This is a genomic window from Nibricoccus aquaticus (assembly GCF_002310495.1).
GTDB lineage: Bacteria > Verrucomicrobiota > Verrucomicrobiia > Opitutales > Opitutaceae > Nibricoccus > Nibricoccus aquaticus.
On sequence record NZ_CP023344.1, the window covers coordinates 2,775,543 to 2,799,869 of the forward strand.

The window sequence follows — 24,327 nt, forward strand, 5'->3', positions numbered from 1 at the left end:
TGTTGGCGCTGCTTGACGGTCGTGTGGCGCGGTGAGGGGCTGGACTGTAAGGGAGGAAAGTGTGGAAGCGAGCGTTGCGCCGGGGACGGCGGAGGGTTCTGTGGGCGGACATCGTTGTGAAAATGTTCTACCCCGTGATTCGTGTCGTTGTGTGTGTGGCTGCGTTGATGTTTTGCGCGCGTGCGCAGGCGGAGACAGACGCTTTGCGTTGGAATAATCCTTTGGTGGAGCAGCGGGCTGATCCGCATGTGACTCTGGTGGATGGGCAATACCTGATGATCGCGACAGTGCCGGAGTATGATCGCATCGAGCTGCGGAAAGCGGCGACGCTCGATGGGCTCGGCAAGGCGGAGGAAAAGACGATCTGGAAGAAACACGCGAGCGGGCCGATGAGCGCGCACATCTGGGCGCCGGAGCTGCATCGCATCGGAGGGAAGTGGTACATCTATTTCGCGGCGGGGCGGGCGGAGAAGATTTGGGACATTCGCATCTATGTTTTGGAAAATGCGTCGGCAGATCCTTTCGCAGGCGAGTGGGTGGAGAAGGGGCAGATCAAGACGCAGTTCGAGACGTTCTCGCTGGATGCGACGACGTTTGAGCATCGCGGGACGCGTTACCTCGTGTGGACGGATCGCGATCCGAAGATCAAGGGGACGAACATCTATCTCGCGAAGATGGACACGCCGTGGTCGCTGACGGGACCGCAGGTGTTGATCTCGAAACCGGAGCTGCCGTGGGAGCAGATCCGGCATTGGGTGAATGAGGGGCCGGCGGTGTTGATGCGGAACGGGAAGATTTTCGTGACGTACTCGGCGAGCGGGACGGGGGCGGAGTATTGTCTGGGGCTGCTGACGGCGGAGGAAGGCGCGGATTTATTGGATGCGAAGTCGTGGAAGAAGGCGCAGTCGCCGGTGTTTGTGGCAAACGACGCGACGAGCCAGTTTGGGCCGGGGCATAACAGCTTCACGACGTCGGTGGACGGGAAGACGGACATTTTGGTCTATCATGCGCGGAACTATCGGGAGATCGGTGGCGATCCGTTGAAGAATCCGGACCGGCACACGCGGGCGCAGGTGGTGCGCTGGAAGGCGGATGGATCGCCGGATTTTGGCGTGCCGGTTCCGGATGGGGCGTACGATGCGGCGACGGAGAAAACGGTTGTTGGGAAGCTGACGGCGAACGCGAAGCCGCGCGGGAAGGTGGCGGCGAAGCCGGTGTTTCGGGATCGTGTGCATGACGGCGCGGCGGACCCGGTTGTTATCTGGAATCGTGCGGAGAAAAAGTGGTTCATGTTTTATACGAACCGGCGGGCGAATGTGTCGGCGCTGGATGGCGTGACGTGGGTTCACGGGACGAAGATCGGGATCGCGGAGTCGGTCGATGATGGGGCGACGTGGACCTATCGCGGGACGGCGAACATCCCGCATGGGGGCGAGGGGATGACGCATTGGGCTCCGGAGGTGATTGAGGCGGGCGGGAAGTATCACATGTACCTGACGTTCGTGCCGGGGATTTTCACGGACTGGAAACACCCGAGGGACATCGTGCATCTCACGAGCAAGAATCTGGTGGATTGGGAGTATCGCTCCACGTTGAAGCTGGCGTCGGATCGCGTGATCGATGCGTGTGTGATCGCGCTGCCGGAAGGCGGCTGGCGGATGTGGTACAACAACGAGCGCGACGGGAAATCGATCTACTACGCGGACAGCGCGGATCTGGAAAACTGGACGGACAAAGGAAAGGCGGTGGGCGATCAGGCGGGCGAGGGGCCGAAGGTGTTTCGGTGGCGCGGGGCGTATTGGATGATCACGGACGTGTGGCGCGGGCTGGGGGTTTACCGCTCGGACGATTTGGTCAATTGGGCGCGGCAGGGCGGCGATAATCTTCTCCAACATCCGGGCAAGGGTGAGGATGACGGTGTGAAGGGCGGGCATGCCGACGTCGTGATCAGTGCGGACCGGGCGTACCTTTTCTACTTCACGCATCCGGATCGGAAACCGGAGCGCTCGAACACCGATGGAATCGGGCCGCGGCGGAGTTCGCTGCAAGTTGTAGAGCTTTTCGAGAAGGACGGTGTGCTGAGCTGCGATCGCGATCTGCCGACGTACGTGGAGTTGTTGTCGATAAATCCGAACAAGTGAGCGGGCGGCGCTGCGAGAAGCACGCAGGTTGGTTGTCCCGCTACAGCCGTTCAGGGAAGACGAGGGCTCTTGCATGCAGGGTGAGTTCCGGGGCGAGCGTGGACGACACGGAGGTCGTCCCTCCACAGCCGGACATGACTTCATCTGGACGGCTCCAGGCGGACCGGGCGTGGGCGGTGCGTTTACTGTCAACATGACAAATCCAGGCTCTGGCGTCAGCGCAGGCTCGTCGGGGCGCAACCAATCGGGTCTTCGTTCGTCTCCGCACTGCGCCATGCACTCTCTTACCCCACGGTTTCTTGCTGCGGCGCTGATGGGCGCTGCGTTCACGATTTCGTCGCAGGCCCAGCCTGCGGCTCAGGCAACGCCAGCGGTGGAGTCGCGGCCTGACGCGCAGACGTTGTCAGCGATCAACGCGGGGCGGAATCCGCCGGCGTATCCGGTTCCTTATGCGCCGGCGTCGGTCGCGGAGATCGCGGAGGTTTTGAATCGCGTTCATGGTTATCTGGCGGCGGTGACGCCGGCGAAGTTGGTGGATCGGGCGACGCAGGCGGAGATCACGGATTTTTCGAAACCGCTGACGAACGCGGTGGTGGCGCGGGGGGATTTTCAGCTGACGAGCTACGAGTGGGGCGTGACGTACTCAGGCATGTGGCTGGCGGCGGAGGTGACGGGGGAGGCGAAGTACCGGGAGTATGTGGCGGAGCGTTTTAAGTTTATCGCGGAAAAGGCGCCGTTGTTTGCGGCGGCGGTGGCGAATCTGCCGGAGGTGGCGGTGGGGGCGCGGGCTCCGGAGGCTTGGCGGACGCCGTTCCGGCAGGTGAATGCGCCGCACTCGCTCGATGACTCTGGCGCGATGGCGGCGGCGATGATCAAGGCCGCGCGCGGGGGCGTGCAGGCGGAGGCGTTGAGGCCTATGATCGAGCGTTATCTGAACTGGATTTCGACCCAGCAGTTTCGTCTGCCGGACGGAACGCTGGCGCGGAATCGTCCGCTGGAGAATTCACTGTGGCTGGACGATCTCTACATGAGCGTGCCGGCGCTGGCGCAGATGGGCGCGCTGACGGGGGACGGGAAGTATTTCGACGATGCGGTGAAGCAGATCGTGCAGTTTTCGGAGCGGATGTTTGTCGGGGAAAAGGGGCTCTACATGCACGGGTGGATTGGCGGGATGGAGCCGCATCCGGTGTTTCACTGGGGGCGGGCGAATGGGTGGGCGATCCTGGCGATGACGGAGCTGTTGAATGTGCTGCCGGTTGAACATCCGGGGCGGGAGAAGGTGCTGACGATTTACCGGGCGCATGTGCGCGGGATCGCAGCGACGCAGGGCGGGGCGGGGTTGTGGCATCAGTTGATGGACCGGACGGATTCTTATCTGGAGACGTCGGCGACGGCGATTTTTACCTACTGCATCGCGCGGGGGATCAACGAAGGCTGGCTCGATGCGCACGCATATACGCCGATGGTTTCGCTGGGATGGAATGCGGTTGCGAAGCAGGTGAATGCGAAGGGGCAGGTGGAGAATGTGTGCGTGGGGACGGGGATGGGGTTCGACCCGGCGTTTTATTATTACCGTCCGGTCAGCGTGTACGCGGCGCATGGGTACGGGCCGGTGTTGCTGGCGGGCGCGGAGATGATCGCGTTGCGGAAGGGCAAAGGAGCACAGGCGCTGGTGAGCGATGGGGCGGTGCAGAAGGAGCCGGCGAAGTCGCGGCATTGAGGGTGCGATGACGACGCGACGGAAAACGGAGTCGGAATTTTGGACAGGATTAAGAAGATTAACGGGATTATGAAGAACGCTCGAAGGACTTGGATGGCTGGTGTGGTCGTGTGGGTTGTTGTGTGCGCGCGTGTGCTCGCGGCGGATTGGGTGAGCGAGACGGCGACGGTGGGGAGTTTCGCGCTGGCGGGCGAGGGGCGGGCGGCGGTGGTTGTGGTGGCGGAGGGAGAGTTTCAGGCAGTGGCGCTGGCGGTGGCGGATTTTGCGGCGGATGTGGAGCGCGTGAGCGGTGTGAAGCCGGCGGTGAAGACGGTGAGCGCGGGGAAGGTGGACGCGGCCGAAGCGGCGGCGCTGACGAAGGCGGGTGGCGGGATGGTGTTGGTCGGGACGTTGGGGAAAAATCCGTGGATCGATGCGTTGGTAGCGGAGGGGAAGTTGGAGGTGTCGAAGGTGCGCGGGCATTGGGAGACGTTTTTGATCGCGACGGTGGAGAAGCCATTCGCGGGTGTGGAGCGGGCGTTGGTGATTGTGGGGAGCGACCGGCGGGGGACGGCGTTTGGGGTTTATGAGTTGTCGCAGGCGATCGGGGTGTCGCCGTGGCATTGGTGGGCGGATGTGGTGCCGGAGAAAAAGACGGCGCTGCATGTGGCGGCGGGCGTGCGGAAGCTGGGGCCGCCGTCGGTGAAGTACCGGGGGATTTTTATCAACGACGAGGACTGGGGCTTGCAGCCGTGGGCGGCACAGACGTTCGAGCCGGAGAATGGCGGGATCGGGCCGAAGACCTATGAGAAGGTTTTCGAGTTATTGCTGCGTTTGAAGGCGAACACGCTGTGGCCGGCGATGCATGCGTGTACGAAGCCGTTTAACGCGGATCCTCGGAATGCGGCGCTGGCGGAGGCGCGCGGGATCGTGATGGGGTCATCACACGTGGAGCCGATGTTGCGCAATAACGTGGGCGAGTGGACGGCAGCGAAGGACACGTATAACTACGCGACGAACCGGGAGGGCGTGCTGGGTTATTGGGAGGAGCGGATGAAGACGAACGCGACGTATGAAAGTGTGTTCACGCTGGGGATGCGCGGTATCCATGATTCGGGGATGCAGGGCGGCGGGACGCCGGCAGAGCAGATCGCGCGGTTGGAGAAAATTTTCGCGGACCAACGTGCGTTGATCGCGAAGTACGTGAAGCCGGAGGTAGAGCAGGTGCCGCAGATGTTCTGTGCGTACAAGGAAGTGCTCGGGCTATTTCGGGGAGGGCTGAAAGTGCCGGATGACGTAACGGTGGTTTTTCCGGACGATAATTTTGGGTATATCCGGGATTTTCCGTCGGAGACGGAGCGCGGGCGGAAAGGCGGGTTTGGGGTTTATTATCATATCTCGTATCTGGGGCGTCCGCTATCGTATCTGTGGCTTAACACGACGCCGCCGGCGCTGATCTGGTCGGAGATGCGCAAGGCGTACGATCACGGTGCGGACCGGCTGTGGATCGTGAATGTGGGCGACATCAAGCCGGCGGAGATCGGGACGGAGTTTTTCCTGCAGATGGCGTGGGATATCGAGCGGTGGAATCGGGAGAACCTGCCGGAGTTTTTGGTCGAGTGGGCGGCGCGGGAGTTTGGGCGCGAGTATGCGAAAGAAATCGCGGCGATCATGGAGGAATACTACCGGCTTAATTTTGCGCGGAAGCCGGAGCATTTGCAGTGGTGGCTGCCGCGTGGGGAGGAGCCGCGGCCGAGTGGGTGGACGGAGGATGAGGTTCGTCAGCAGATAGAGGCTTTTGCTGCGATCAGCCCTCGCGCCTCCGAGATACATGAGAAGCTCGGACGCAACGCTGATGCGTTTTATCAACTCGTGGAATATCCTGTGATAGGGTCGACGTTGGCGAACATTCGCTACTTTTCAGGCGAGCTTCAGGCGATTTCACGGGCAGAGGTTGTTCCAGATGCGCGCGTTAACGGAAGCGATGGAGTCTGGCGTTTTTCTTTTTCGTCTCACGCAGCGGAAGATTCGGATAAGTCACTGATCGGGTTTACCGAGAAATTCGGGGAAATCGCCGGTGGCAAATGGCGCGGGTTCATGCGGCTGGAGCCGGCGGATGATGATTGGAAGTCGATGCGGATCGCGCCGTGGAAGGTGCCGACCTTTTCGAAGGAAGCGGTGGCGAAGGTGAAAGAGGCGCGCGGAGCGGAGCCGTTGGCGGTGTTTGCAGCGAAAGAGTTTTCGGCGCGCAAAGTCGGGCGGGGCGAGGTGGCGTGGCAGGTGGTGCCGGGGTTGGGGCGGTCGGGCAATGCGGTGACGTTGTTTCCGCTGAATGCTGCGAGTTTCGATTTGAGTCGGGATGCGGCGAGCGCGCCGTTCCTGGAGTATGCGGTGGAGTTTCCGGCGGCGGGGACGTTTTCGGTGCGGGTGCATTTGCTGCCGACTCATGCGCTGGTGAGCGGGCGTGGGTTGCGGTTTGGGCTCGGCGTGGACGATGCGGCACCGCAGGTGGTGACGCTGGATGTCGGCGATGGCGGGCCGACGTGGGCGCAAGGGGTGCTCGCGGGTGAACGCTTGGTGACGGCGTCGGTCGAAGTGAATGCGGCGGGAACGCGGGCGCTGCGTATTTACGGAGTTGATGCGGGGGTGGTGATTGATCGCATAGAGATCGGCGCCGTGGCCGCGCCGGCGATTCCCTGAATTTTATGATGAAGAAGATACTGACGGCTTTGGGTTTTAATGCGCGTTTACTGGCCCTTGGGTTGGTGGCGTCCGTGTGTGCGTTCGCGAGCGAGGAGCAGCGTGTGGTGGAGAAGATCGAGGCGGGGCCGGCGCAGGTGTTGAATGCGGCGCTGCCGACGTTGTGGGTGGCGGGTGACTCGACGGCGGCGAATGGGAATCCGAACGCGACGGGGTGGGGGAAACCGCTGCCGACGTTTTTTGACGCGACGAAGATCAATGTGGCGAACCGCGCGCGGGGGGGCGGAGCAGCAAGACGTTTGTCACGGAAGGTCTGTGGGATCAGATATTGCAGGAGCTGAAAGCGGGCGATGTGGTATTGATTCAGTTTGGACACAACGACAGCGGGGCGGTTTTTACCGGGAAGGCGCGGGCGTCGTTGCCGGGGCTGGGTGAAGAGACTCAGGAAGGGAGGTTGCCGGATGGGAAGGTGGAGACGGCGCGGACGTTTGGCTGGTACATGCGGAAGATGATTGGCGACGTGAAGGCGAAGGGGGCTCGGCCGGTATTGTTGTCGCTGACGATCCGGCAGCGTTGGGAGAACGGAAAAGTGGAGCGGGCGAGCGGGAAGTATAGTCAGTGGACGGCGGAGCTGGCGAAGAGCGAGGGGGCGGCGTTCATCGATCTCTCGACGATGATCGCGGACCGGTATGACGAGCTCGGTGAGGAGAAGGTGAAGGCGTTTTTCCCGAAGGACTATGTTCACACGGGGCCGGAGGGGGCGGAGCTGTCGGCGTCACTGGTAGTGGCGGGGTTGAAGGGACTGCCGACGAACCCGTTTGGGACGGTGGAGCCGTATTCGGAAAAGGGGCACGCGGTGGAGGCATCGCCTTTGACGGTACTGGATGCGCCGAAACCGGCGGCGAGAGCGGCGCGTGAACGGAAGCCGCTGCCGGTGCCGGCGAATGTGGCGTTGCCGTCGCTTTTCCTGATTGGCGATTCGACGGTGAGGAATGGGCAGGGCGATGGCGCAAACGGTCAGTGGGGTTGGGGCGAGCCGGTGGTGGCTTACTTTGATGCGACGAAGATCAATGTGGTGAATCGGGCGGTGGGCGGCTTGAGCAGCCGGACGTATTTGACCGGCGGGCATTGGGAGAAGGTGCTCGGGATGATCAAGCCGGGGGATTTTGTGATCATGCAGTTTGGCCACAACGACAGCAGTGCGGTGAACGACAACACGCGAGCGCGCGGGACGATCAAAGGCACGGGCGAGGAGACGGAGGAGATCGACAATGCGCTCACGAAGCAGCGCGAGGTGGTGCATACGTACGGCTGGTACCTCAGGAAGTTCATCGCGGAGGCGCGGGCGAATGGGGCGACGGCGATCGTGTGTTCGCCGGTGCCTCGGAAGAAGTGGAGCGAGTCGGAGGCGGGGCTGAAGACGGTTGTGCGTGGGACGGGCAGTTATGCGACGTGGGCGGAAGTGGTCGCGACAGAGACGGGCGTGGCGTTTGTGCCGCTCAATGAGATCATCGCGCGCCGGTACGATTCGCTGGGAGTGGAGGCGGTGAACGGACTTTTCGGTGACGAACACACGCACACGAACCGGCTGGGAGCGGAATTGAACGCGGGGTGCGTGATCGCGGGGTTGAAGGCGCTGAATGAAAATCCGCTGGCGGCGTTTCTGAGTGTGGAGGCGGCGAAGGTGGAGTCGTTTGTGCCGTGATCGGACTCTGTGTGGAGTCATACGTTAATGGGAAATTGATCCGTGTTTCACGCCGCGTCGGTGTGGATGTTTGTGAGATGTCTGAAAAATACGTCCTGTACGGTCCGATTCGTACTGGATGATTCTAAGAGCACTCGCGGATGGGAATATTCGCTCTTCGTATGTCAGCCAAGTTCAGCCCCAACCCTGACTGCGTCCGCTAACAGGCGCATTTTCTTAAATCACGTTTCCCTGCGAACTGTTGCTGACCGAGCACTCCTCAGCCGTGTCGCTACGATTTTTCAGTCGTTAGTCCGATCCAAACAAACTATGAAAAACCGAACCCCCAACAGATACCTCGTCCGGTTGCTACTTGCGCAAATATGCGCGTTTAGTGCCGCGACTCCGGTCTTCTCTCAACAAGTCAAACCAGAGGCGGCTCCCGTCTCGCAACCTGCTGGTGGTGCACCGGCAGTGACCCCGGAAACGATGCCTTCAGAAGACGAGACGATTGTGCTCTCGCCGTTCACCGTGCAGTCGTCCCGAAAAGACATTGGTTATTATGCCTCGAATACGCTGGCTGGCAGCCGGTTGAATTCGAATGTAGGCGATCTCGCCGCTCCGATCACGGTCATTACCAAGCAGCAACTAGAGGACACCGGCGCTCGCGATTTGAATGACGTCTTCCTATACGAGGCCAATACCGAGGGCGCGGGTAATTACACCCCCATCGAGGTGAACCGCTCCGGCCTGAAAGATCGTATCGGCGGTTCAGCGACAAACGGCATCGGCGCCAACACATCGGTCACGGCCAATCGCGTGCGCGGTCTTGGCAACGCCGATATGATGTGGAACTATTACAGGTCGATCAGCCGCGTGCGTGGCGATACCTATAACGCCTCATCTTTGGAATTGAGCCGCGGTCCCAACGCGATTCTCGCCGGCATGGGTAGTCCCGCCGGCATTCTGAATCAAAGCATTAACATGGGACGGATCGGAGTGGATTCAAACGAAGTGAACTTCGCCGTTGGTAGTTTTGATTCTTATCGCGCCAGCGTGTCGGTAAATCGCACTCTGGTTCAGGACAAGTTAGCGATCAACTTTGCGGCTCTGTACGATAATCGTGAGTTTTCTCGGAAGCCCTCATACGATGTGTCTAAGCGTCAATCGGGTGGTTTCACTTACAAGCCGTTCAAGAAAACCACGATCAAGGGTTTCGTTGAGAACTATAATAACTACAGCCGCACACCCAATCAGCTGACGCCTCGTGACGGTGTGACGCCATGGTTGCGGGCCGGGCGTCCGGTCTGGAATCCTCTCACACAACAAGTCACGTATCTTGACACGGGTGCAGTCAGTGCTCCCTACCGGACTAACGACACCCAAGTGATCGTGTACAACGGTGCCAATGTCACGTTGACGGGAGATGCCGTGCTGACGGATCCCCGCTCACCGCGATATGTGGCTGGATTGGGGTTTCCGTCCTATGCGCGGCCCACACAGTTCATCAATCCGGATGGATCAAATTTCTGGATGCAGGGCCGGGCCGGGGCATTTAACATCTACGGATTCACGCAAGCTCAGATCAATGCGGATCCGACGAGGTTTAATGCCTTCAACGCACGCATTGCCCAGTCATCCGTTTTTGCAGCGCCGATCGGCATCTACGACATCGTGGGTGGCGGTAATTTCGTCCCGAGCAGCGTGACGGATCAACGCATCTACGATTGGAATGAGGTAAACATCGCGGCGACGAACTATGGAGAAATGCGGAACGCGACCTACAACTTGGAGTTTGAACAGCAGTTGCTGCCGAACCTATTTTTCTCCGCTGGCTGGTTTAAGCAGGATCTGGATACACTTGAACAGTACCCGATCTCCCAGCTCGCAACGACCACCTTGATGGTTGATGTGAACCAGTTTCTTCCCGATGGCCGGGCGAATCCCAACTATCTGCGGCCCTTCGTGGACGCGCAGGATCCGGATACGGCGAAAACACCTGAGACAAATGAAACCTATCGGGCCATGCTCGCCTACGATCTCGACTTCACGAAGAACGATGGGTGGAGCAAGTGGCTTGGCCGGCATCGTTTGCTGGGGTACGTTTCCCGTCAGGAGGGTAACGTCACGACCCAACGTTTCCGCCGGGCGTTCTCCGATCCAAGCGACCCGCGCTATGTCGTTCCGCTGACTGCGATGGGGCTGCAGACCGCGCGTGCGGCTGGTTATCGCTTCGCTGGAAATGCTAGCGGTTCCCGTCAGGTTTATTACGTTGGCGATGGCAGCAGTGTCGTCGGTTACGGACCTTCTGCGGTCGCTCGTAATCCTCTCCCCGGTGAATATATCTCCGATCAAATCACGTCGTATAACTGGGCGACAAATACGTGGGATCAGGCTAATGTCACGTATGGTACTGAGTGGTTCGATGCCGGCGGCGGCGTGAGTTCGAGCCAGACAATCGTCAACAGCATGAGCTTTGCGGCGCAGAGCTTTTGGTGGAATGATCGGATTGTGACGACCTATGGCGTCCGTGAGGACAAGTGGTCGGGACGTAACACCACGACGGCCGCCGTTCCTGAATTCGGCCTGCCCGCGCTGAACGATGCTGCGCTATATCCGAACTGGCGTCTCGCCGAGCATGAACTCGGTCTCTTGGATCGTTGGGGAAAGCGCGAGTACCTCAAGGGAAACACGGGTACTCTAGGTGCTGTGGTGAAGCCGACTCGTTGGTTCAGCGTGTTCGCGAACACCTCCGACAACTTCAATCCGCCGCCGAATGCCTCCACGGATATTTTTGGCAGGGCGCTGCCCAAGCCTACCGGCGAGAGCACTGATTACGGTGTGTCGTTGAATCTCTTCGACAACAAGCTGGTGGCTCGCGTGACCCTATTCGAAACGACCAACGAGGCTGAACGCGCCCCGACGGCGAATACATTGCTTGGTCGCCTCACGCGTATGGATAGCGCCAATCTGCGTGCCTGGGCTGACATGGTTATTCGCGTCCGTGGTGGAGCTGATCCCACTGCCAGCAATGATTGGGCGAACAATACCATCAATCCGATGACTCCGACCCAGCAGGCTGCTGCTCAGCAACTGATGGGCGGTCTTCCCTATAACTGGCCCACTGGCACGAGCTTCTCCAGCACGCAGACCAATAAGGCGGAAGGTATGGAGTTTGAGGTTATCTATAACCCCAAACCTAACTGGAATATCAAGTTCACCGCCGCGAAACAGGAGACTTCATATGAGAATATCATTCCCGAGTACGATGCGTGGTATGCTAGCCGTCTTCCGATCTGGCAGGCGGCTGCCGCGCCCGATATGGCAGCGGAGTATATCCAGCCTAATGGTACGCGCGTTAGTTTGCGCAACTTCTACACCGGGTATGGCTTTGGTGAGACTAACGTCGTCACCGGCGTGAATGGTTTCAACCCGCAGGACTGGTACGCTAAAGTTGTCGCCGGCGAAGTGGCGGCGGCCCGCCAGCTCGAAGGCGCTTCGCCTTATGGGCAGCGTAAATGGCGCGCGAACATCCTTTCCAATTACCTGTTCACAAATGGTATTTTGAAAGACTTCAGCGTGGGTGGTGCGGTTCGCTGGGAAGATCGTGCTGTCATCGGTTATTATGGCGTCACCAATGCCAGTGGCCAGTACCTCCGCACTGACATCAGTCGTCCGATATACGATACCAACGTCGGTGCTGATCGCTGGAAGGATCTAACGCATTTCGACCTTTGGCTTTCGTATCGTTTCAAGATGCTCGGTGACCGTGTGCGCACCAAGGTGCAGCTGAACGTTGTGGATGTGCTCCAGTCCGGTGATATCATGCCCGTGTATGCCGGCTATGATGGAAATCCGGTTGGTTATCGCATTCTCGATTCCCGCCGCATCACGCTCAGCACGAAGATGGAGTTCTGATCAGCCGTTCGAAGTTTATTTAGCGCGAATGCCCCCTCCAGATGGAGGGGGCATTTTTGTAAACGCGGTATGCTCTTCGATTTTGATTTTGTCCCTTTTGGCGATGGCTACGTCTCTCCATTCATTTCTGGCCGGACCTGTCATGCTTATGAAAAATCTACGCTCCTTTTTTTTAGTCCTAATCCCGCTATACGCATATGGTGCAGCGGCATTCGGCAAACAGGTGGAAGTCATCTGGGAGACGGCTCATGCGGGGAATCCGGTGTTGCCGGGGTATTTTGCCGATCCGTCGGTGCTGGTGCAAGACGGGAAGTTTTTCGTTTACGCGACCAACGATCCGTGGGGCGGGGAGACGCTCGGGTGCTGGGAGTCGGCGGACTTCAAGCAATGGACGTTTCGCGCGCTGAACTGGCCGACGAAGGCGGCGTGCACGAGCGCGACGTCGAAGGGTGCGATGGTGTGGGCGCCGTCGGTCGTGCGGGCGAAGAGTGGGGAGTTTTTTATGTACGTTTCCGTCGGCAGCGAGGTGTGGGTGGGCGTCGCGGATGCGCCGCTCGGGCCGTGGAAAAATGCGTTGGGCGACAAGCCACTCATCGCGGGAAATTGGAAGCCGGAGTTTCACATGATCGATGCGGAGGCGTTCGTGGATGCGGATGGCAGCGCGTATCTCTACTGGGGCTCGGGGTGGAACTGGACGAACGGACGGTGCTTCGCGGTGAAGTTGAAGGCGGACATGGTGACGTTTGACGGCGAGCCGCGGGATGTGACGCCGGCGAATTATTTCGAGGCTCCGTTCATGGTGAAGCAGGGCGGAAAATATTTTCTCACGTACTCGAATGGGAAAACGATCAGCGACACGTACGAAGTGCGCGCGGCGGTGGGGGATTCGCCGCTGGGACCGTTTGTCGAGATTGGCGAGAGTCCGATTCTGGCGAGCAACATGAGGAACGATCTGATCAGTCCTGGGCATCACGCGGTGTTCGCGCATGGCGGGAAGAGCTACATCGCATATCATCGGCACCGGCTGCCGTTCGAGGAGAACACGGCTTTCCGGCAGGTGTGTGTGGATGAACTGACGTTCACGGACTATGGGACGATCAACAAAGTCGTGGCGACGCACAGCGGGCCGGCGTTCGTGCAGGGGAGGGCGATGGCGGGGAATCTCGCGACGACTGAGGCGGGCGCGGTGGCGACGGCGTCGAGTGTGGCACCGGGGCAATTTTCGGGCGCGGCGCGGGTGATCGATGATAATTATGCGACGCTCTGGACGGCCAGCGCCGAGGCGAAGGGCGGGTGGTTGCAGCTGGATCTGGGCGCGACGAAGGCGGTGAAGAAGAGCGTGCTGCGGTTTGAGTACGCGTGGAAAAAATATGCGTTCACGCTGGAGTCGTCGGCCGACGGCAAGACGTGGAAGAGGCTGTCGGATCAGCGGGCGGGCGGCGGCGTGAGCGGGTCGCCGGTCACGGTCGAGCACGCGGGGGAGGCGCGTTATTTGCGTATCGTGTTTCCGGGCACGGTGGCCGGGAAGGAGATCGGCGTGATCGAGTGGGCAGTCTTTTGAGCGGGCCGGCGCCGTCCGGAGCGCATGCGCGCTTGGAGTTTAATGCGGCGCGGCGGCTGGCGCGATCCCGGATGGAGCCGGAGCTGCGGCGGCGGTGAGGCGCTTGAGTTCGCGCACGAAAGTTTTTGCGCCGCCTTGCATGTAGCCGAGGCGGCCGAGCTCTTTGCCATCCGCGTCGAGGAGCAGGAGGGTGGGATAGCTGGTGACGCTGTATTTTTCCTTCAGCGCGGCGTGTTGTTTTTCCAGATCCGGGGGGAGTTTCGTCTGACGCGGGGAATCCACTTCGAGGAGCACGAGGTTGGCGGTGGCGTAGTCGAGGAAGTGTTTCTGGACGAAAATCTCGTCGCGCACGCGGTGGCACCAGATGCACCAGTCGGAGCCGGTGAAGTTGATGAAGAGCGGGCGGCGCAGTTCGGTGGCGCGCTGAAATGCGGTGTCAGGGCCGGTGATCCACGCGGGGCTGGTGGCGGGATTGCCGGTGCTTTCGGCGCGGATAATCGCGGAGGGAGCGGTGATAAAAAGCAGGAGTGCGAGGAGGGTTTTCATGGGGCGATGGGGGGCGGATTATTGTTCGCGCAAATTAAAGATGAGGGGGATCTGCATGCGGATTTGCACGGGTTTCCCGCCGGTCATGGAAGGTAGGAAGCGCCATTGCTCCACGGTTTTTATCGCAGCGGTGGCGAACTCGGGATGCGTGGCTTTGATGATCTGGATATTTTGCGTGCGCCCTTCGACGGTGAGTTCGAAGCGAACGACGGCTTCTCCGTTCTGGTCGAGGATGCGCATCCGCGAGGGATAAATGGGCGGCGGCTGCCAGAAGGGTGTGGCCCCGGAATCCGTCCGGGTAGTGAGATGGGTGGCGAGTTTGTTGGCGAAAAGGGCTTCGTCAAAAGCGGGGAACGCGGATCTGGCGCCGAACTGCTGGACGGCTTTATCGGGATCGTGGCCGGAGCGGTGAAGAAGTGAGCAGGCGAGTTGGAAGTTTAACTCGGCTGAACGAAGCAGGTATTGCCGGGCCTTGGGGAGATTCTCGGGGGTGGCGAAGCCTAGCGCGTGAAACTGCGCCAGCAGGTAATTCGCGAAACCGCTTTCGGGAGCGGCGGCTTCGAGGAGGGCGAGGCCGGCGGGTTCATCGGCTTCGCACGCGAAGCCGACCGCCTGGTGAAACCCGAGCGCGGCAGCGGTGGCTTTTCCGGGGAGCGCGGCAGCTTGTTGGGCAAGCGCGTAGGAGGCTTTGTAGTCGTGGGGGACGTAGTGGTGTTGAACGTAGGCGAGGGTGAGCGTTTCCATCGCCCAGAGATTTTTCTCGTCGCAACGATGCTGGAGCCGGGCGATGGCCGCGGCCGGATCGCGCAGCCAGTCGGGGCCGTTGATCAACAGATCGACAAGCAGGCGCTCTTCGGCGGTTTCGGATTTGCCGGCGAGCGCGGCCCAGCGATCGAGCAGAAGGGCGCGCATTTCGGCCTGGCTGGCGACCGGGGTGGTGTAGAGCAGGCCAAAGATTTCCTCCCGGATCTGGCCCGGGGGATTTTTGTCGAGGACTCCCAATACCTGGTCGAGGGCGGCGGGAATGCTTTTCTCCACTCCGCGGCCTTCGAGGTAGTACCAGGCGAGATACACGCCGGCCTGGAGATCGCCCTGTTTCGCGGCGAGCGAGTGCCACGTGAAGGCTTCCTCGTCGTCGCGCTCGATGCCGGTGCCGTTGAGCAGGTACCAGGCGACGGTCTTCTGCGCCTCGATCCTTCCTTCGCGGGCGGCGCGTTCGTACCACATAAACGCGGTGGCGGGATCGGCCGGGACGCCGATGCCGTTTTGATAGATGGCCCCGAGCTGGACCATGGCGGAGGATTGTTCGTCGCGGGCGGCGGCTTCGAGCCAGCGGATGGCGGTGGCGTGGTCGGTTTTGCCGTCGACGGGATTTTCGAGGGCGATCATGCCAAGGCGATACTTGGCCCAAGCGCTTCCGCGGGCGGCGGATTTTTCGTAGAGAGTGCGGGCGTGGGCCAGATCCGGCGCGGTGCCCCGGCCGTACTCGTAAGCGTAGGCGACCTCGTCGATCGTGGTGGAGTCTTCTGCGTCAACGACGCTTTGGAAAACTTCCAATGCGCGGCGCTCGTCTTTGGGGATACCATCGCCGCCACGCAGGCGGCGACCGAAGTCGAGGCATGCAGCGGGGTGCTTTTTGATGGCGGCGAGTTCGAGCCAGCGCAGACCTTCGGCGGTGTCTTTGCTGTCGGATTCGAGGAGTTCTTCGCTGAGCGCGTACATGGCGCGAGGTACGCCTGCCTCGGCGGCAATGTGGAGGTAGTGCCGGGCCTGCGCGGCGTCTTTCTCCGTGAGGAGGCCGTGGCGATAATAGAGCGACAGCTTGAGGGCAGCCGGGCCGAAATTTTTATCGGCTGACTGGCGGAGGAGGCGGATATGGAGACGGAAATCCGGAGCGGAGCAGCGACCGTCGAAATAATACTGGGCGAGGTTGAACTGGGCGATCCGGTCGCCTTCGGAGGCGGCGTCGCCCAACCAGAGGAAGGCGCGGGCGAGTTTGGGGATGAAGGTGCGGCCGCTCAGGCCGAGCCAGTCTTCGGGAATGGGAGCGGTGGAGAATCGGGCGTCGCCGGCGAGAGCGAGGAAGCGGGCGGCCTTTTGAAGATCACGTTTAGTGAGGAAGCCGTATTCGAATTTCCAGGCGAGATAGCCGGCGGCGGTTTTGTTTCCGCGTTCGGCGGCCTGGGTCATGGAGTGAAGCGACTGGTCTTCGTCGAGCGCGAGGCCGGCGCCCATTTCTTGAAGATAGCCGAGCGCAAAAAGCGCGGACGTGTCTCCCTGATCTGCGAGCGATTGAAGGCGGATGCAGGCTTCGACCGGGTCGCTGTTTTTCAGCAGCGATTCGATTTCGTGGAGGGTTGTGGAGACTGTTGTCTGGGGCGGTGCGGCGATAGGGGCGGGCGTCTCGGAGGAGGCGAAGAGGCCGATGCAGGAAAGCGAGGCGCAGGCGATGAGAGCGCGGGGTAGTTGGGCCATGGAAGGAGCTACGTTGGGAATCTGCGAAAGCGCGGCAAGCAGCGGGTTGCGACGCCGCTTCTTCGGACTGTAAACGTGGCGGGCGATTGGCTAGGGGTGTGCGTGCGCGAACGTCTTTCCCCTTCCATGATTTCCTCCAAGTTCCCTTCCACGATCTTCTACGGCGGCGACTATAATCCCGAGCAGTGGCCGGAGTCGGTCTGGCCGGAGGATGTGCGGCTCATGAAGGAGGCGGGGGTGAATCTGGTGAGCGTGGGGATTTTCAGCTGGGCGCGGATTCAGCCGGATGAACACACGTTCGACTTTGGGTGGCTGGATCGCGTTTTCGATCTGCTGTGGGCGAACGGGATCTCGGTGTGTCTCGCTACTTGCACGGCATCGCCGCCAGCGTGGATGTGGCGGAAGTACCCGAATATTTTGCCGGAGGATGCGAGTGGCATTCCGTACAACCAGGGGGCGCGGCAGCATTATTCGCCGTCGAGCTCGAACTACCGGCGGCTGGCGGCGGTGTTTGTGCGGAAGCTGGCGGAGCGTTATGGGAAGCATCCGGCGCTGGTGACGTGGCATATCAACAACGAGTACGCGTGTCACATGAACGAGTGTCACAACGCGGAGAGCACGCTGGAGTTTCGCGCGTGGTTGAAGAGGAAATACGGAACGCTGGAGAAGCTGAACGAGGCGTGGGGCGCGGCGTTTTGGAGTCAGCTTTATCATCAATGGGACGAAGTACTGACGCCGCGGCGGGCGCCTTATCACTGCAATCCGACGCAGCAGCTGGATTTCAAGCGGTTCACGAGCGATGAGTTTCTGGAGTGTTATCTGATCGAGCACCGGATACTGCGGGAGATTTCGCCGGCGATTCCGATCACGACGAACTTCATCGGTTTTTTTAAGCCGCTGGATTATCACCGCTGGGCGCAGGAGATGGATTATGTGTCGTGGGACAATTATCCGGACCCGCTGCTTGGACACGGCGCGGAAGCATACGGTGCGGTGGGGCATGACCTGAAGCGGTCGCAGAAGAAGACGATGCCGTTTGTGTTGATGGAGCAGGCGCCGGCGGCGGTGAACTGGCGTCCGCTGAATCCGACGAAAAACCCAGGCGTGATGCGGCTGCAGAGTTTGCAGGCGGTGGCGCGCGGGGCGGATGGCGTGATGTTTTTCCAGTGGCGCGCGTCGAAGGCGGGCGCGGAGAAGTATCACAGCGCGATGATTCCGCACGCGGGTGTGGAGACGCGGACGTTTAAGGAGATTTCACAGCTGGGCGCGGAGTTGAAGAAGCTCGGTGCGGTGGCGGGGACGCTGGTGAAGCCGACGGTGGCGATCACGTTCGACTGGGATGCGTGGTGGGCTGTTGAGCTGGAATCGAAGGTGGCGCGGATCGATTACGTGGCGTGGACGCAGGAGATTCATCGCTGGTTTTATGAGCGGAACATCGCGGTGGATTTCGTTCATCCGGAAGAGAAGTTGGACGGGTATTCGCTGGTGGTGGCACCGGCGCTTTATCTGCTGACGAAGAAAAACGCGGACAACGTGACGGCGTATGTGCGAGGCGGCGGCACGTTACTCGCGACGTATTGCTCGGCGATCGTGGATGAGAACGAGCATGTGGTGCTCGGCGGGTATCCGGCGTGGTTGCGCGAGGCGCTCGGGCTTTGGATCGAGGAGTGGGCGGTGATGCCGGAGACGCAGAAGAATGTTTTGAAGTTCGCGGGCGGAGAGACGTGTGACGCGAAGCATTGGTGCGACGTGATCCATCTCGAAGGCGCGAAGGCGCTCGCGACGTTCGAGAGCGATTTCTTTGCGGGGCGCGCGGCGGTGACGGAGAATGCTTTTGGGAAGGGAGCGGCGTTTTATCTCGGGACGAAACCGGATGCGGTCGGGTTGACGCGTGTGCTGGAGGCGGCGGTGGCGCGTGCGAAGGTGTCGCCGGTTTTGAAGACGCCGGCGAACGTCGAAGTCACGGTGCGCGAAGGCGGCGGGAAACGGTTTTTGTTCGTGCTCAATCACGGCGAGGCAGCGGTGGAGATCGCGCTTGGCGGGATCGCTGGCGTAGAGTTGTTCAGCGGTATCCGCGCGACGGGCACGCTGAAGTTGGCGGCGCTCGGTGCGGCGGTGGTGTCCGTGGAGTAAATCCGAAGGTCGAATGCCGAAAGTAAGGCAGTCGGAATTGATCGCGGAAGGGCGGAGGGGCGGAAGCGCCGAAGTGATCTCGGAATGGGGCGGCACTTGCTAAGTGCCGGTCCGGGGCGGACAGCGAGGGAGTGGGGGCGAACCGGCGGGTTAGGGATGACCCGGCCTATCTCGGAGCCACGCGCGATGGCGCGTGGCGGCGCTGCGCAAGCGCAGGCCCTACAGTCGGGTGGCGGCGCACGGCGTGCGCGCCCTACCTCGGAGGCCGCGCGCGATGGCTTTATGCGAGGACCGCTTCAGCGGGTTCGCGGATGGGACGGGCGAGGGTTTTGTCGCGGATGGTGGGGCCATCGACCCAGCGGGCGGCGATGGTGGTGAGCGAGGCGGGCTGGGGGGCGCCGCGTTCGTTGCGGTGGAGTTTGGCGACCAGAATTTCGGCGGCACGGAGGCCGATATGCGCGGGTTGTTGATCGAGGCCGGCGCAGGGCGTGGTGGAGTTGAGAATGTTGAGGGAGACGAAGGCGTGGGTTTTGGGGACGGACGCGCCGCAGGCTTTCATCCACTCGAGGGCTTGGGAGTTATGGCCGAGGACGACGTCGGGCTGATGTTTTTTGAACCAGGCGGTGAAGTTTTTCTCGTTGATCTCATCGGCCATGAGCAGGGGGACCTGGCCGCAGTCGGGATTGTTTTGTTGAAAGGCGAAGAAGGCGCCCTGCCAGCGGTACTGTAGGCGTTCGTCGTGGTGGCGCTGGACGAACATGCCGGGGCGTTTGTAGCCGCGGGCGGTGATTTGCTGGAGGGCGGTGCTGAGGGAGCGGTGGTGGTCGGGGCAGATCGAGTGGAGGGCGGGTTTCTCGATCATGTAGTCGGCGTACACGCCGGCGTAGCGGCCCCAGTCGAGGGCGGTGAAATCGGGGGAGTGCCAGACGGGCATGAGGATGAGGCCCTGGATGCCGCGGGACTGAAGGATTTGATCGAGGCGGGAAAGGGAGACGCCGGTGTCGCCGCCGGCGGTGAAGAGTTCGATTTTGAAACCGAGGGCGCTGGCGCGGTCGGTGGCGCCGCGGAGAATTTCTTTGAAGAAGGGGCCGGCGTGGAGAGGGCGGTCGGACTCGGTGAGGGCGACGGCGGCGAGGACTCCGCGGAAGGCGTTGCCACGGGAGCGGCGGAGCTCGGACATGACGGCGCCGGCGAGAGGGTTGGGCTGGTAGCCGGCGGCTTTGGCGGCGAGCTTGATGCGCTCGGCGGTGGCGGGCTTCACGCAGGAGGAACCGCGCAGGGCTTCGGAGACGGTGGTGCGGGAGAGGCCGAGGGATTTCGCGAGCGTGCGCAGGGTCGGAGCGGGCATGGGCGGAGTGAGCGGTTAAGAAAGTCCGGAGTGGCGGCCGGGTGGTTCGTGCGGCCTGACGGTGCGAATTCGGGAAAGTTGCATCAGAGAATGCAGGTTATCGAGCCGCAGCGTTAATTTATCCGGAGGAGGGAAAAGAGTTCACCTTGGCTTGTACGACGGGAGGGGGGTAGCGTCCTCAGAAAATGATGAAGTCGTGGCTGGTTTTTCTAGGCGGCGGAGTGTGCGGGGCGGCGGTGGCGCTGGGGGTGGCGCGGATTTTTTTTGCGTGGGGCGTGGGGGTGTCGGTGGGTGCGACGGGCGGAGGCGTGCAGGCGGGCGCGGTGGCAGGGGTGGGCGGGCAGGTTAAATCAGAGGCGGAGAAGGCGGATGAGGTGGTGAAATTGGATGAGCGGATCGGGCAGTTGCGCGCGTGGACGGAAGGGCGCGGGACGGAGCCGGGCGGAGATGCGGTGTATGAGACGTTGTGGGAGTGGGCGGAGCGCGATCCGGCGGCGGCGCTGGCGTGGGTGCAGGGGGCGAAGCGGTTGCCGCAGCGGCTGCGGATGCTGTCGGTGCCGCTAGCGGCGCTGGCGAAAAAAAATCCGGCGGATGCGGCGGCATGGATGCGGCAGCAAGTGGGGGCGCACGACCGAGAGGAGGTGCTGGAGTCGGTGTTTCAACTGCTCGCGAGTGCATCGCCGAAGGTGGCTCTGGAGCTGGTGGCGGGGTTTCCAGGGAGCGAGCAGCCGGACGATCTGGGGGAGGCGTTGGGAGCGTTGATGACGGATTCGCCGCAGGAGGCGTTGGGGTATTTCAACCGGTTGAGCGGAGAGCGGAGGATTAATTCGGCGCGGTGGATGGTGGGTTCGTGGGCACGGAAGGATGCGGCGGCGGCGATGGAGTGGGTCGAGGGGCAGCCGGATGTGGCGGCGTCGCAATCGGTGCGGTGGTCGTTGCTGGAGGAGTGCGCGGAATCGCGGCCGGATCTGTGCGTGGAGTTTTTAAGAAAATTCCCGAACTCGGAGGATGTGTATAACGACAGCCGCTCCGTGAGCGTGATGCTGGAGAAATCGCCGGAGCACGGGATGGCGGCGCTGGCGCTGGTGCCGGCGGCGACAGCGGAGTCGGCGTTGCAGATGTGGGCGCGGGAGAGTTTCGAGCGGTCGCCGGAGCGGGCGATCGAGCTTGTGCGGAAATGGGTTTCCGAAAAAGAGCGGGCGGGGGTGATCCGCAGCGGTTTTGAGGCGTGGCTGGATTCGGATCAGCGGGCGGCGATGGAGTGGCTGGGCGCGGTGACGGAGCCGCAGTTACAGGTGACGCTGCAGGCGGGCGTGATCGCGTGGCAGGCGCAACGCGATCCGGAGGCGGCGCTGGCGGTGCTCAACGGGCCTCAGGCGGCGGCTCCAGAACTTCAGGACGTGGTGGCGCAGGCGTTGTCGGGCTGGACGCAGCGCGATGTGGCGGGGGCGGCGGGCTGGGTGGTGGCGAATGCGGGGCTGGTGACAGCGGAGCAGGCGTCGGAGGTGGCGGGCGTTTTTCTCGCTCAGGATGAGGCGGCGGGGTCGGACTGGCTGGCGAAGCTGCCGGCGGGCGCGGCGCGCGATGCGGCAGTGGAGACGGCGGCGATGCACTGGGCGGGGCAGAGCGAGCCGGAGCTGGCGACGCAGGTGGCGGGGACGATCCGGGATGCGGAGAAACGGACGCGGGCGTTTTTCAGCATTTATGGGGTGTTGCGGTCCCGGGATGGCGCGGCGGCGGAGAAGTGGTTGGTGGAGGCTAAGGATCTTTCGGAGGAGACGAAGCAGAGCTGGCGGGCGCTGGCGGGGGACCGGTGATGTAGAGGCGCGCGCTTCGCGTGCGAATGACCAATGACCAGAGGATGGAGGGACGCTGATAGCTGAAAGCGGGGGAGACGGGCAGGCTCGACCAAGGTCGAGTCCTACAGGGGAAAGCGAGCGGTGAGTATCAGAGCCACTTGCGGCGGCGCATGTAGAGGGCGGTCGCGAATGTGGCGGCGAGTGTGAGCGCGAAGGCGAGCGGGTAGCTGTAGCGGCCGGTGAGTTCGTGCATGTACTGGTAGTTCATGCCAAACCAGGTGGAGACGAGCGTGGCGGGGAAGGAGAGCGCGGTGATCGCGGTGAGGGCGCGGATACCGGCGTTGGCGCTGTGTTTGGATTTATTGAGGTAGATCTTAAAGGAAAGGATCAGCTGATCGGACCAGCTGCCGGCTTGTGTCTCGATCCGCGCGAGGTCTTCGCCGAGGTCGCGCAGGTAGGGGAGAATGACGCTGCGGATCAATTTGTGTTTGCCGCTGGAGAGATCGACGGCGATTTCGCGCTGGGGGCGCACGATCTGGCGGAGGCGCGCGAGTTGTTTGCGCAGGCCGACGACGCGGGGAAAAAGTTCGTCGGCAGAGATGCGGTGAAGGACGCCTTCTTCGAGTTGCTCGATTTGCTGGCGGATCAATTCCAGGGCGGGTTTGTAAGCCTCGACCATAGCATCGAGAATGGTGTGAGCGAAGCGGTCGGGGCCACGGACGATGAGCGCCGTATTTTTAATGAAGCGCTCGAGGGAGGCATCGACGGCTTTGAGCGGCTGGCGGTGGAACGTGACGAGAAAGTTTTTTCCAATGAAGATATCGAGCTCGGTGGTCGTGAAGGACTCGGTCTGGGTGTAGTCCACGGCGTGCATCACGAGGTAGAGGTAGTCGTCGTAAGGCTCGAGCTTCGGTAGTGGGGAATCGGCGACGCAGTCTTCGATGGCGAGGGGGTGAAAGCCGAAGGTGGCTTCGAGGATGAGCTTGATCTCGTCGTCGGTGGGTGTGGCGAGATCGACCCAGAGCATGACACCCGGCTCGTTGCGGAGGGTAGAGAGCGTTTCCGCGGGTGGATTTTGCGCGACGAACTTGTTGTCGCGATAAACGAGTGTCGTGATCACGGTGCGCGCTAGATCCAGCGTTTGCGTTTGCACCACCACCACATCGTCGCGGTGAGCAGCACGGTGGCGACAAAGGCGATGGGGTATCCGAACGGGGAATGCAGTTCTGGCATGTGATCGAAGTTCATGCCGTACCAGGAACTGATCAAGGTGGCGGGGAGTGTCAGCGCGGTGAGGGCGGTGAGAACTTTGAGGCCGTCATTGGCGGCGACGTCGGATTTGCTGAGGTAGAGGTCGAAGGAGATGAAGAGCTGGTCGGCGTAGCTGGCGGCGGTTTCGTCGATGCGAATGAGGTTGTCGCGCAGGTCGCGGAAGTAGGGGAGCATGACGGCGCGGATGATCTTGCTGTCGCCGTGGGCGAGACGGCTGACGAGGTCGCGCTGGGGGCGGACGATCTGGCGGAGGTGGTTAATCTCGCCGCGGACTTCGAGGAGTTTGGGGATGAGGTCTTCGCCGGAATCGCCGGTGAGGACGTTTTCCTCGATCTCTTCGAGTTCGGCGCGGAGCTCGTCGGTGATGGGTTTGAAGTTATCGACGAGGAGATCCATCACGAGATGGGCGAGGCGGTCGGGGCCGCGGGCGACGATGCCTGTGGCTTTGACGCAGCGGTCGATGGCGGCATCGACGGACTTGAGAGAGGTGCGGTGGAAAGTGACGAGGAATTCCTTGCCGAGGAAGAGGTCGAGCTCGGTGGTGTTGAACTTTTCGGTGCGGGTGAAATCGACGGCGTGGGTGACGATGAAGAGGTGGTCTTCGTAGTCCTCGGATTTTGGGAGCGAGCTGGGGGTGACGCAGTCTTCGATGGCGAGTGGGTGAAACTGGAAGACGCCTTCGAGAACGGTTTTGATTTCGTCGTCGGTGGGGTTGTCGAGATCGACCCAGAGGATGAGACCTTTATCGGCGCGGACGAGGCGTAGGGCTTCGACTTCGAGGTCGCGGCCGACGAGTTTTCCTTCACTGAAGACGAACGAGTGGATCATGCAGGCTGGACGGCAGCATCGTGCGGCAAAGGAAGGCGGCAAGCCCGCGGTTGCAGACTTGGATGCATCATTGTTTCGCACGGGAGCCTGGGGTGCGTTACCGCACGGGCGTTAGTGGTTTCCTTCACGCGCGCCGGTTTCTCATAGGCGCGGTGCTTGAAGCTGCATTCGAAGTGCATCGGGCGTGAGCACGAATCGTCGAAGAGTATGCGTCGTTTGCGGA

14 protein-coding genes are annotated in these 24,327 nt (G+C 61.6%); 9 read left to right on the forward strand and 5 right to left on the reverse strand.

Annotation, left to right across the window (positions count from 1 at the left end):
• Positions 1–122 precede the first annotated feature (122 nt).
• From CMV30_RS20415 to CMV30_RS11220, 7 genes are all read left to right on the forward strand, one after another.
• Positions 123–2,141 (forward strand): family 43 glycosylhydrolase, encoded by a 2,019-nt coding sequence (locus CMV30_RS20415; protein ID WP_245844124.1) that lies wholly within the window; start codon positions 123–125, stop codon positions 2,139–2,141.
• A gap of 274 nt (positions 2,142–2,415) precedes the next feature.
• Entirely contained in the window at positions 2,416–3,861 is a 1,446-nt protein-coding gene (locus CMV30_RS11200; RefSeq protein ID WP_245844127.1) for a glycoside hydrolase family 88/105 protein, read from the forward strand.
• Between the two features lie 69 nt (positions 3,862–3,930).
• Positions 3,931–6,540, forward strand: a complete 2,610-nt coding sequence (locus CMV30_RS11205; protein WP_096057732.1) for a glycosyl hydrolase 115 family protein — start codon at positions 3,931–3,933, stop codon at positions 6,538–6,540.
• A 5-nt stretch (positions 6,541–6,545) separates the two neighbouring features.
• Positions 6,546–6,881, forward strand: a complete 336-nt coding sequence (locus CMV30_RS11210; protein ID WP_096056106.1) for a hypothetical protein — start codon at positions 6,546–6,548, stop codon at positions 6,879–6,881.
• Positions 6,869–8,245, forward strand: coding sequence for a GDSL-type esterase/lipase family protein (locus CMV30_RS11215; protein WP_175414837.1), 1,377 nt, complete (start codon positions 6,869–6,871; stop codon positions 8,243–8,245). Before CMV30_RS11210 ends, CMV30_RS11215 begins: the two co-directional genes overlap by 13 nt.
• Positions 8,246–8,554: 309 nt before the next feature.
• Complete coding sequence (locus CMV30_RS19445) at positions 8,555–12,142, forward strand: TonB-dependent receptor plug domain-containing protein (protein WP_138223251.1); 3,588 nt, start codon at positions 8,555–8,557, stop codon at positions 12,140–12,142.
• Between the two features lie 148 nt (positions 12,143–12,290).
• Positions 12,291–13,703, forward strand: coding sequence for a family 43 glycosylhydrolase (locus tag CMV30_RS11220; RefSeq protein WP_175414838.1), 1,413 nt, complete (start codon positions 12,291–12,293; stop codon positions 13,701–13,703).
• A 39-nt stretch (positions 13,704–13,742) separates the two neighbouring features.
• Here the strand turns inward: CMV30_RS11220 and CMV30_RS11225 are convergent, their stop codons facing one another.
• Positions 13,743–14,249: a thioredoxin family protein gene (locus CMV30_RS11225; protein WP_096056109.1), complete on the reverse strand. Its 507-nt coding sequence runs from the start codon at positions 14,247–14,249 to the stop codon at positions 13,743–13,745.
• A gap of 18 nt (positions 14,250–14,267) precedes the next feature.
• Positions 14,268–16,724 (reverse strand): TonB family protein, encoded by a 2,457-nt coding sequence (locus CMV30_RS11230; RefSeq protein ID WP_096056110.1) that lies wholly within the window; start codon positions 16,722–16,724, stop codon positions 14,268–14,270.
• A 126-nt stretch (positions 16,725–16,850) separates the two neighbouring features.
• Here CMV30_RS11230 and CMV30_RS11235 point away from each other — a divergent pair, with 126 nt between their 5' ends.
• Positions 16,851–18,857 carry a beta-galactosidase gene (locus CMV30_RS11235; protein WP_096056111.1) on the forward strand — a complete coding sequence of 669 codons (2,007 nt, stop codon included), beginning with the start codon at positions 16,851–16,853 and terminating at the stop codon, positions 18,855–18,857.
• A 280-nt stretch (positions 18,858–19,137) separates the two neighbouring features.
• Here the strand turns inward: CMV30_RS11235 and CMV30_RS11240 are convergent, their stop codons facing one another.
• On the reverse strand, positions 19,138–20,205 hold the full coding sequence (locus tag CMV30_RS11240; protein ID WP_096056112.1) for a substrate-binding domain-containing protein: 1,068 nt from the start codon (positions 20,203–20,205) through the stop codon (positions 19,138–19,140).
• A gap of 185 nt (positions 20,206–20,390) precedes the next feature.
• On the opposite strand from CMV30_RS11240, the gene CMV30_RS11245 reads away from it, so the two are divergent.
• Positions 20,391–22,022, forward strand: coding sequence for a hypothetical protein (locus CMV30_RS11245; RefSeq protein WP_138223252.1), 1,632 nt, complete (start codon positions 20,391–20,393; stop codon positions 22,020–22,022).
• A 130-nt stretch (positions 22,023–22,152) separates the two neighbouring features.
• Here CMV30_RS11245 and CMV30_RS11250 read toward each other — a convergent pair whose 3' ends face one another.
• A complete protein-coding gene (locus tag CMV30_RS11250; protein ID WP_096056114.1) occupies positions 22,153–23,124 on the reverse strand; it encodes a magnesium transporter CorA family protein in 972 nt (323 codons plus the stop codon).
• A gap of 8 nt (positions 23,125–23,132) precedes the next feature.
• A complete protein-coding gene (corA, locus tag CMV30_RS11255) occupies positions 23,133–24,104 on the reverse strand; it encodes a magnesium/cobalt transporter CorA (protein ID WP_096056115.1) in 972 nt (323 codons plus the stop codon).
• Positions 24,105–24,327 lie beyond the last annotated feature (223 nt).

Bases quoted from the DNA above. Each gene is read 5' to 3' on its own strand.
- CMV30_RS20415 (WP_245844124.1), top strand. From the start codon at position 123: ATGTTCTACCCCGTGATTCGTGTCGTTGTGTGTGTGGCTGCGTTGATG.
- CMV30_RS11200 (WP_245844127.1), top strand. From the start codon at position 2,416: ATGCACTCTCTTACCCCACGGTTTCTTGCTGCGGCGCTGATGGGCGCT.
- CMV30_RS11205 (WP_096057732.1), top strand. From the start codon at position 3,931: ATGAAGAACGCTCGAAGGACTTGGATGGCTGGTGTGGTCGTGTGGGTT.
- CMV30_RS11210 (WP_096056106.1), top strand. From the start codon at position 6,546: ATGATGAAGAAGATACTGACGGCTTTGGGTTTTAATGCGCGTTTACTG.
- CMV30_RS19445 (WP_138223251.1), top strand. From the start codon at position 8,555: ATGAAAAACCGAACCCCCAACAGATACCTCGTCCGGTTGCTACTTGCG.
- CMV30_RS11220 (WP_175414838.1), top strand. From the start codon at position 12,291: ATGAAAAATCTACGCTCCTTTTTTTTAGTCCTAATCCCGCTATACGCA.
- CMV30_RS11225 (WP_096056109.1), bottom strand. From the start codon at position 14,249: ATGAAAACCCTCCTCGCACTCCTGCTTTTTATCACCGCTCCCTCCGCG.
- CMV30_RS11230 (WP_096056110.1), bottom strand. From the start codon at position 16,724: ATGGCCCAACTACCCCGCGCTCTCATCGCCTGCGCCTCGCTTTCCTGC.
- CMV30_RS11235 (WP_096056111.1), top strand. From the start codon at position 16,851: ATGATTTCCTCCAAGTTCCCTTCCACGATCTTCTACGGCGGCGACTAT.
- CMV30_RS11240 (WP_096056112.1), bottom strand. From the start codon at position 20,205: ATGCCCGCTCCGACCCTGCGCACGCTCGCGAAATCCCTCGGCCTCTCC.
- CMV30_RS11245 (WP_138223252.1), top strand. From the start codon at position 20,391: ATGATGAAGTCGTGGCTGGTTTTTCTAGGCGGCGGAGTGTGCGGGGCG.
- corA (WP_096056115.1), bottom strand. From the start codon at position 24,104: ATGATCCACTCGTTCGTCTTCAGTGAAGGAAAACTCGTCGGCCGCGAC.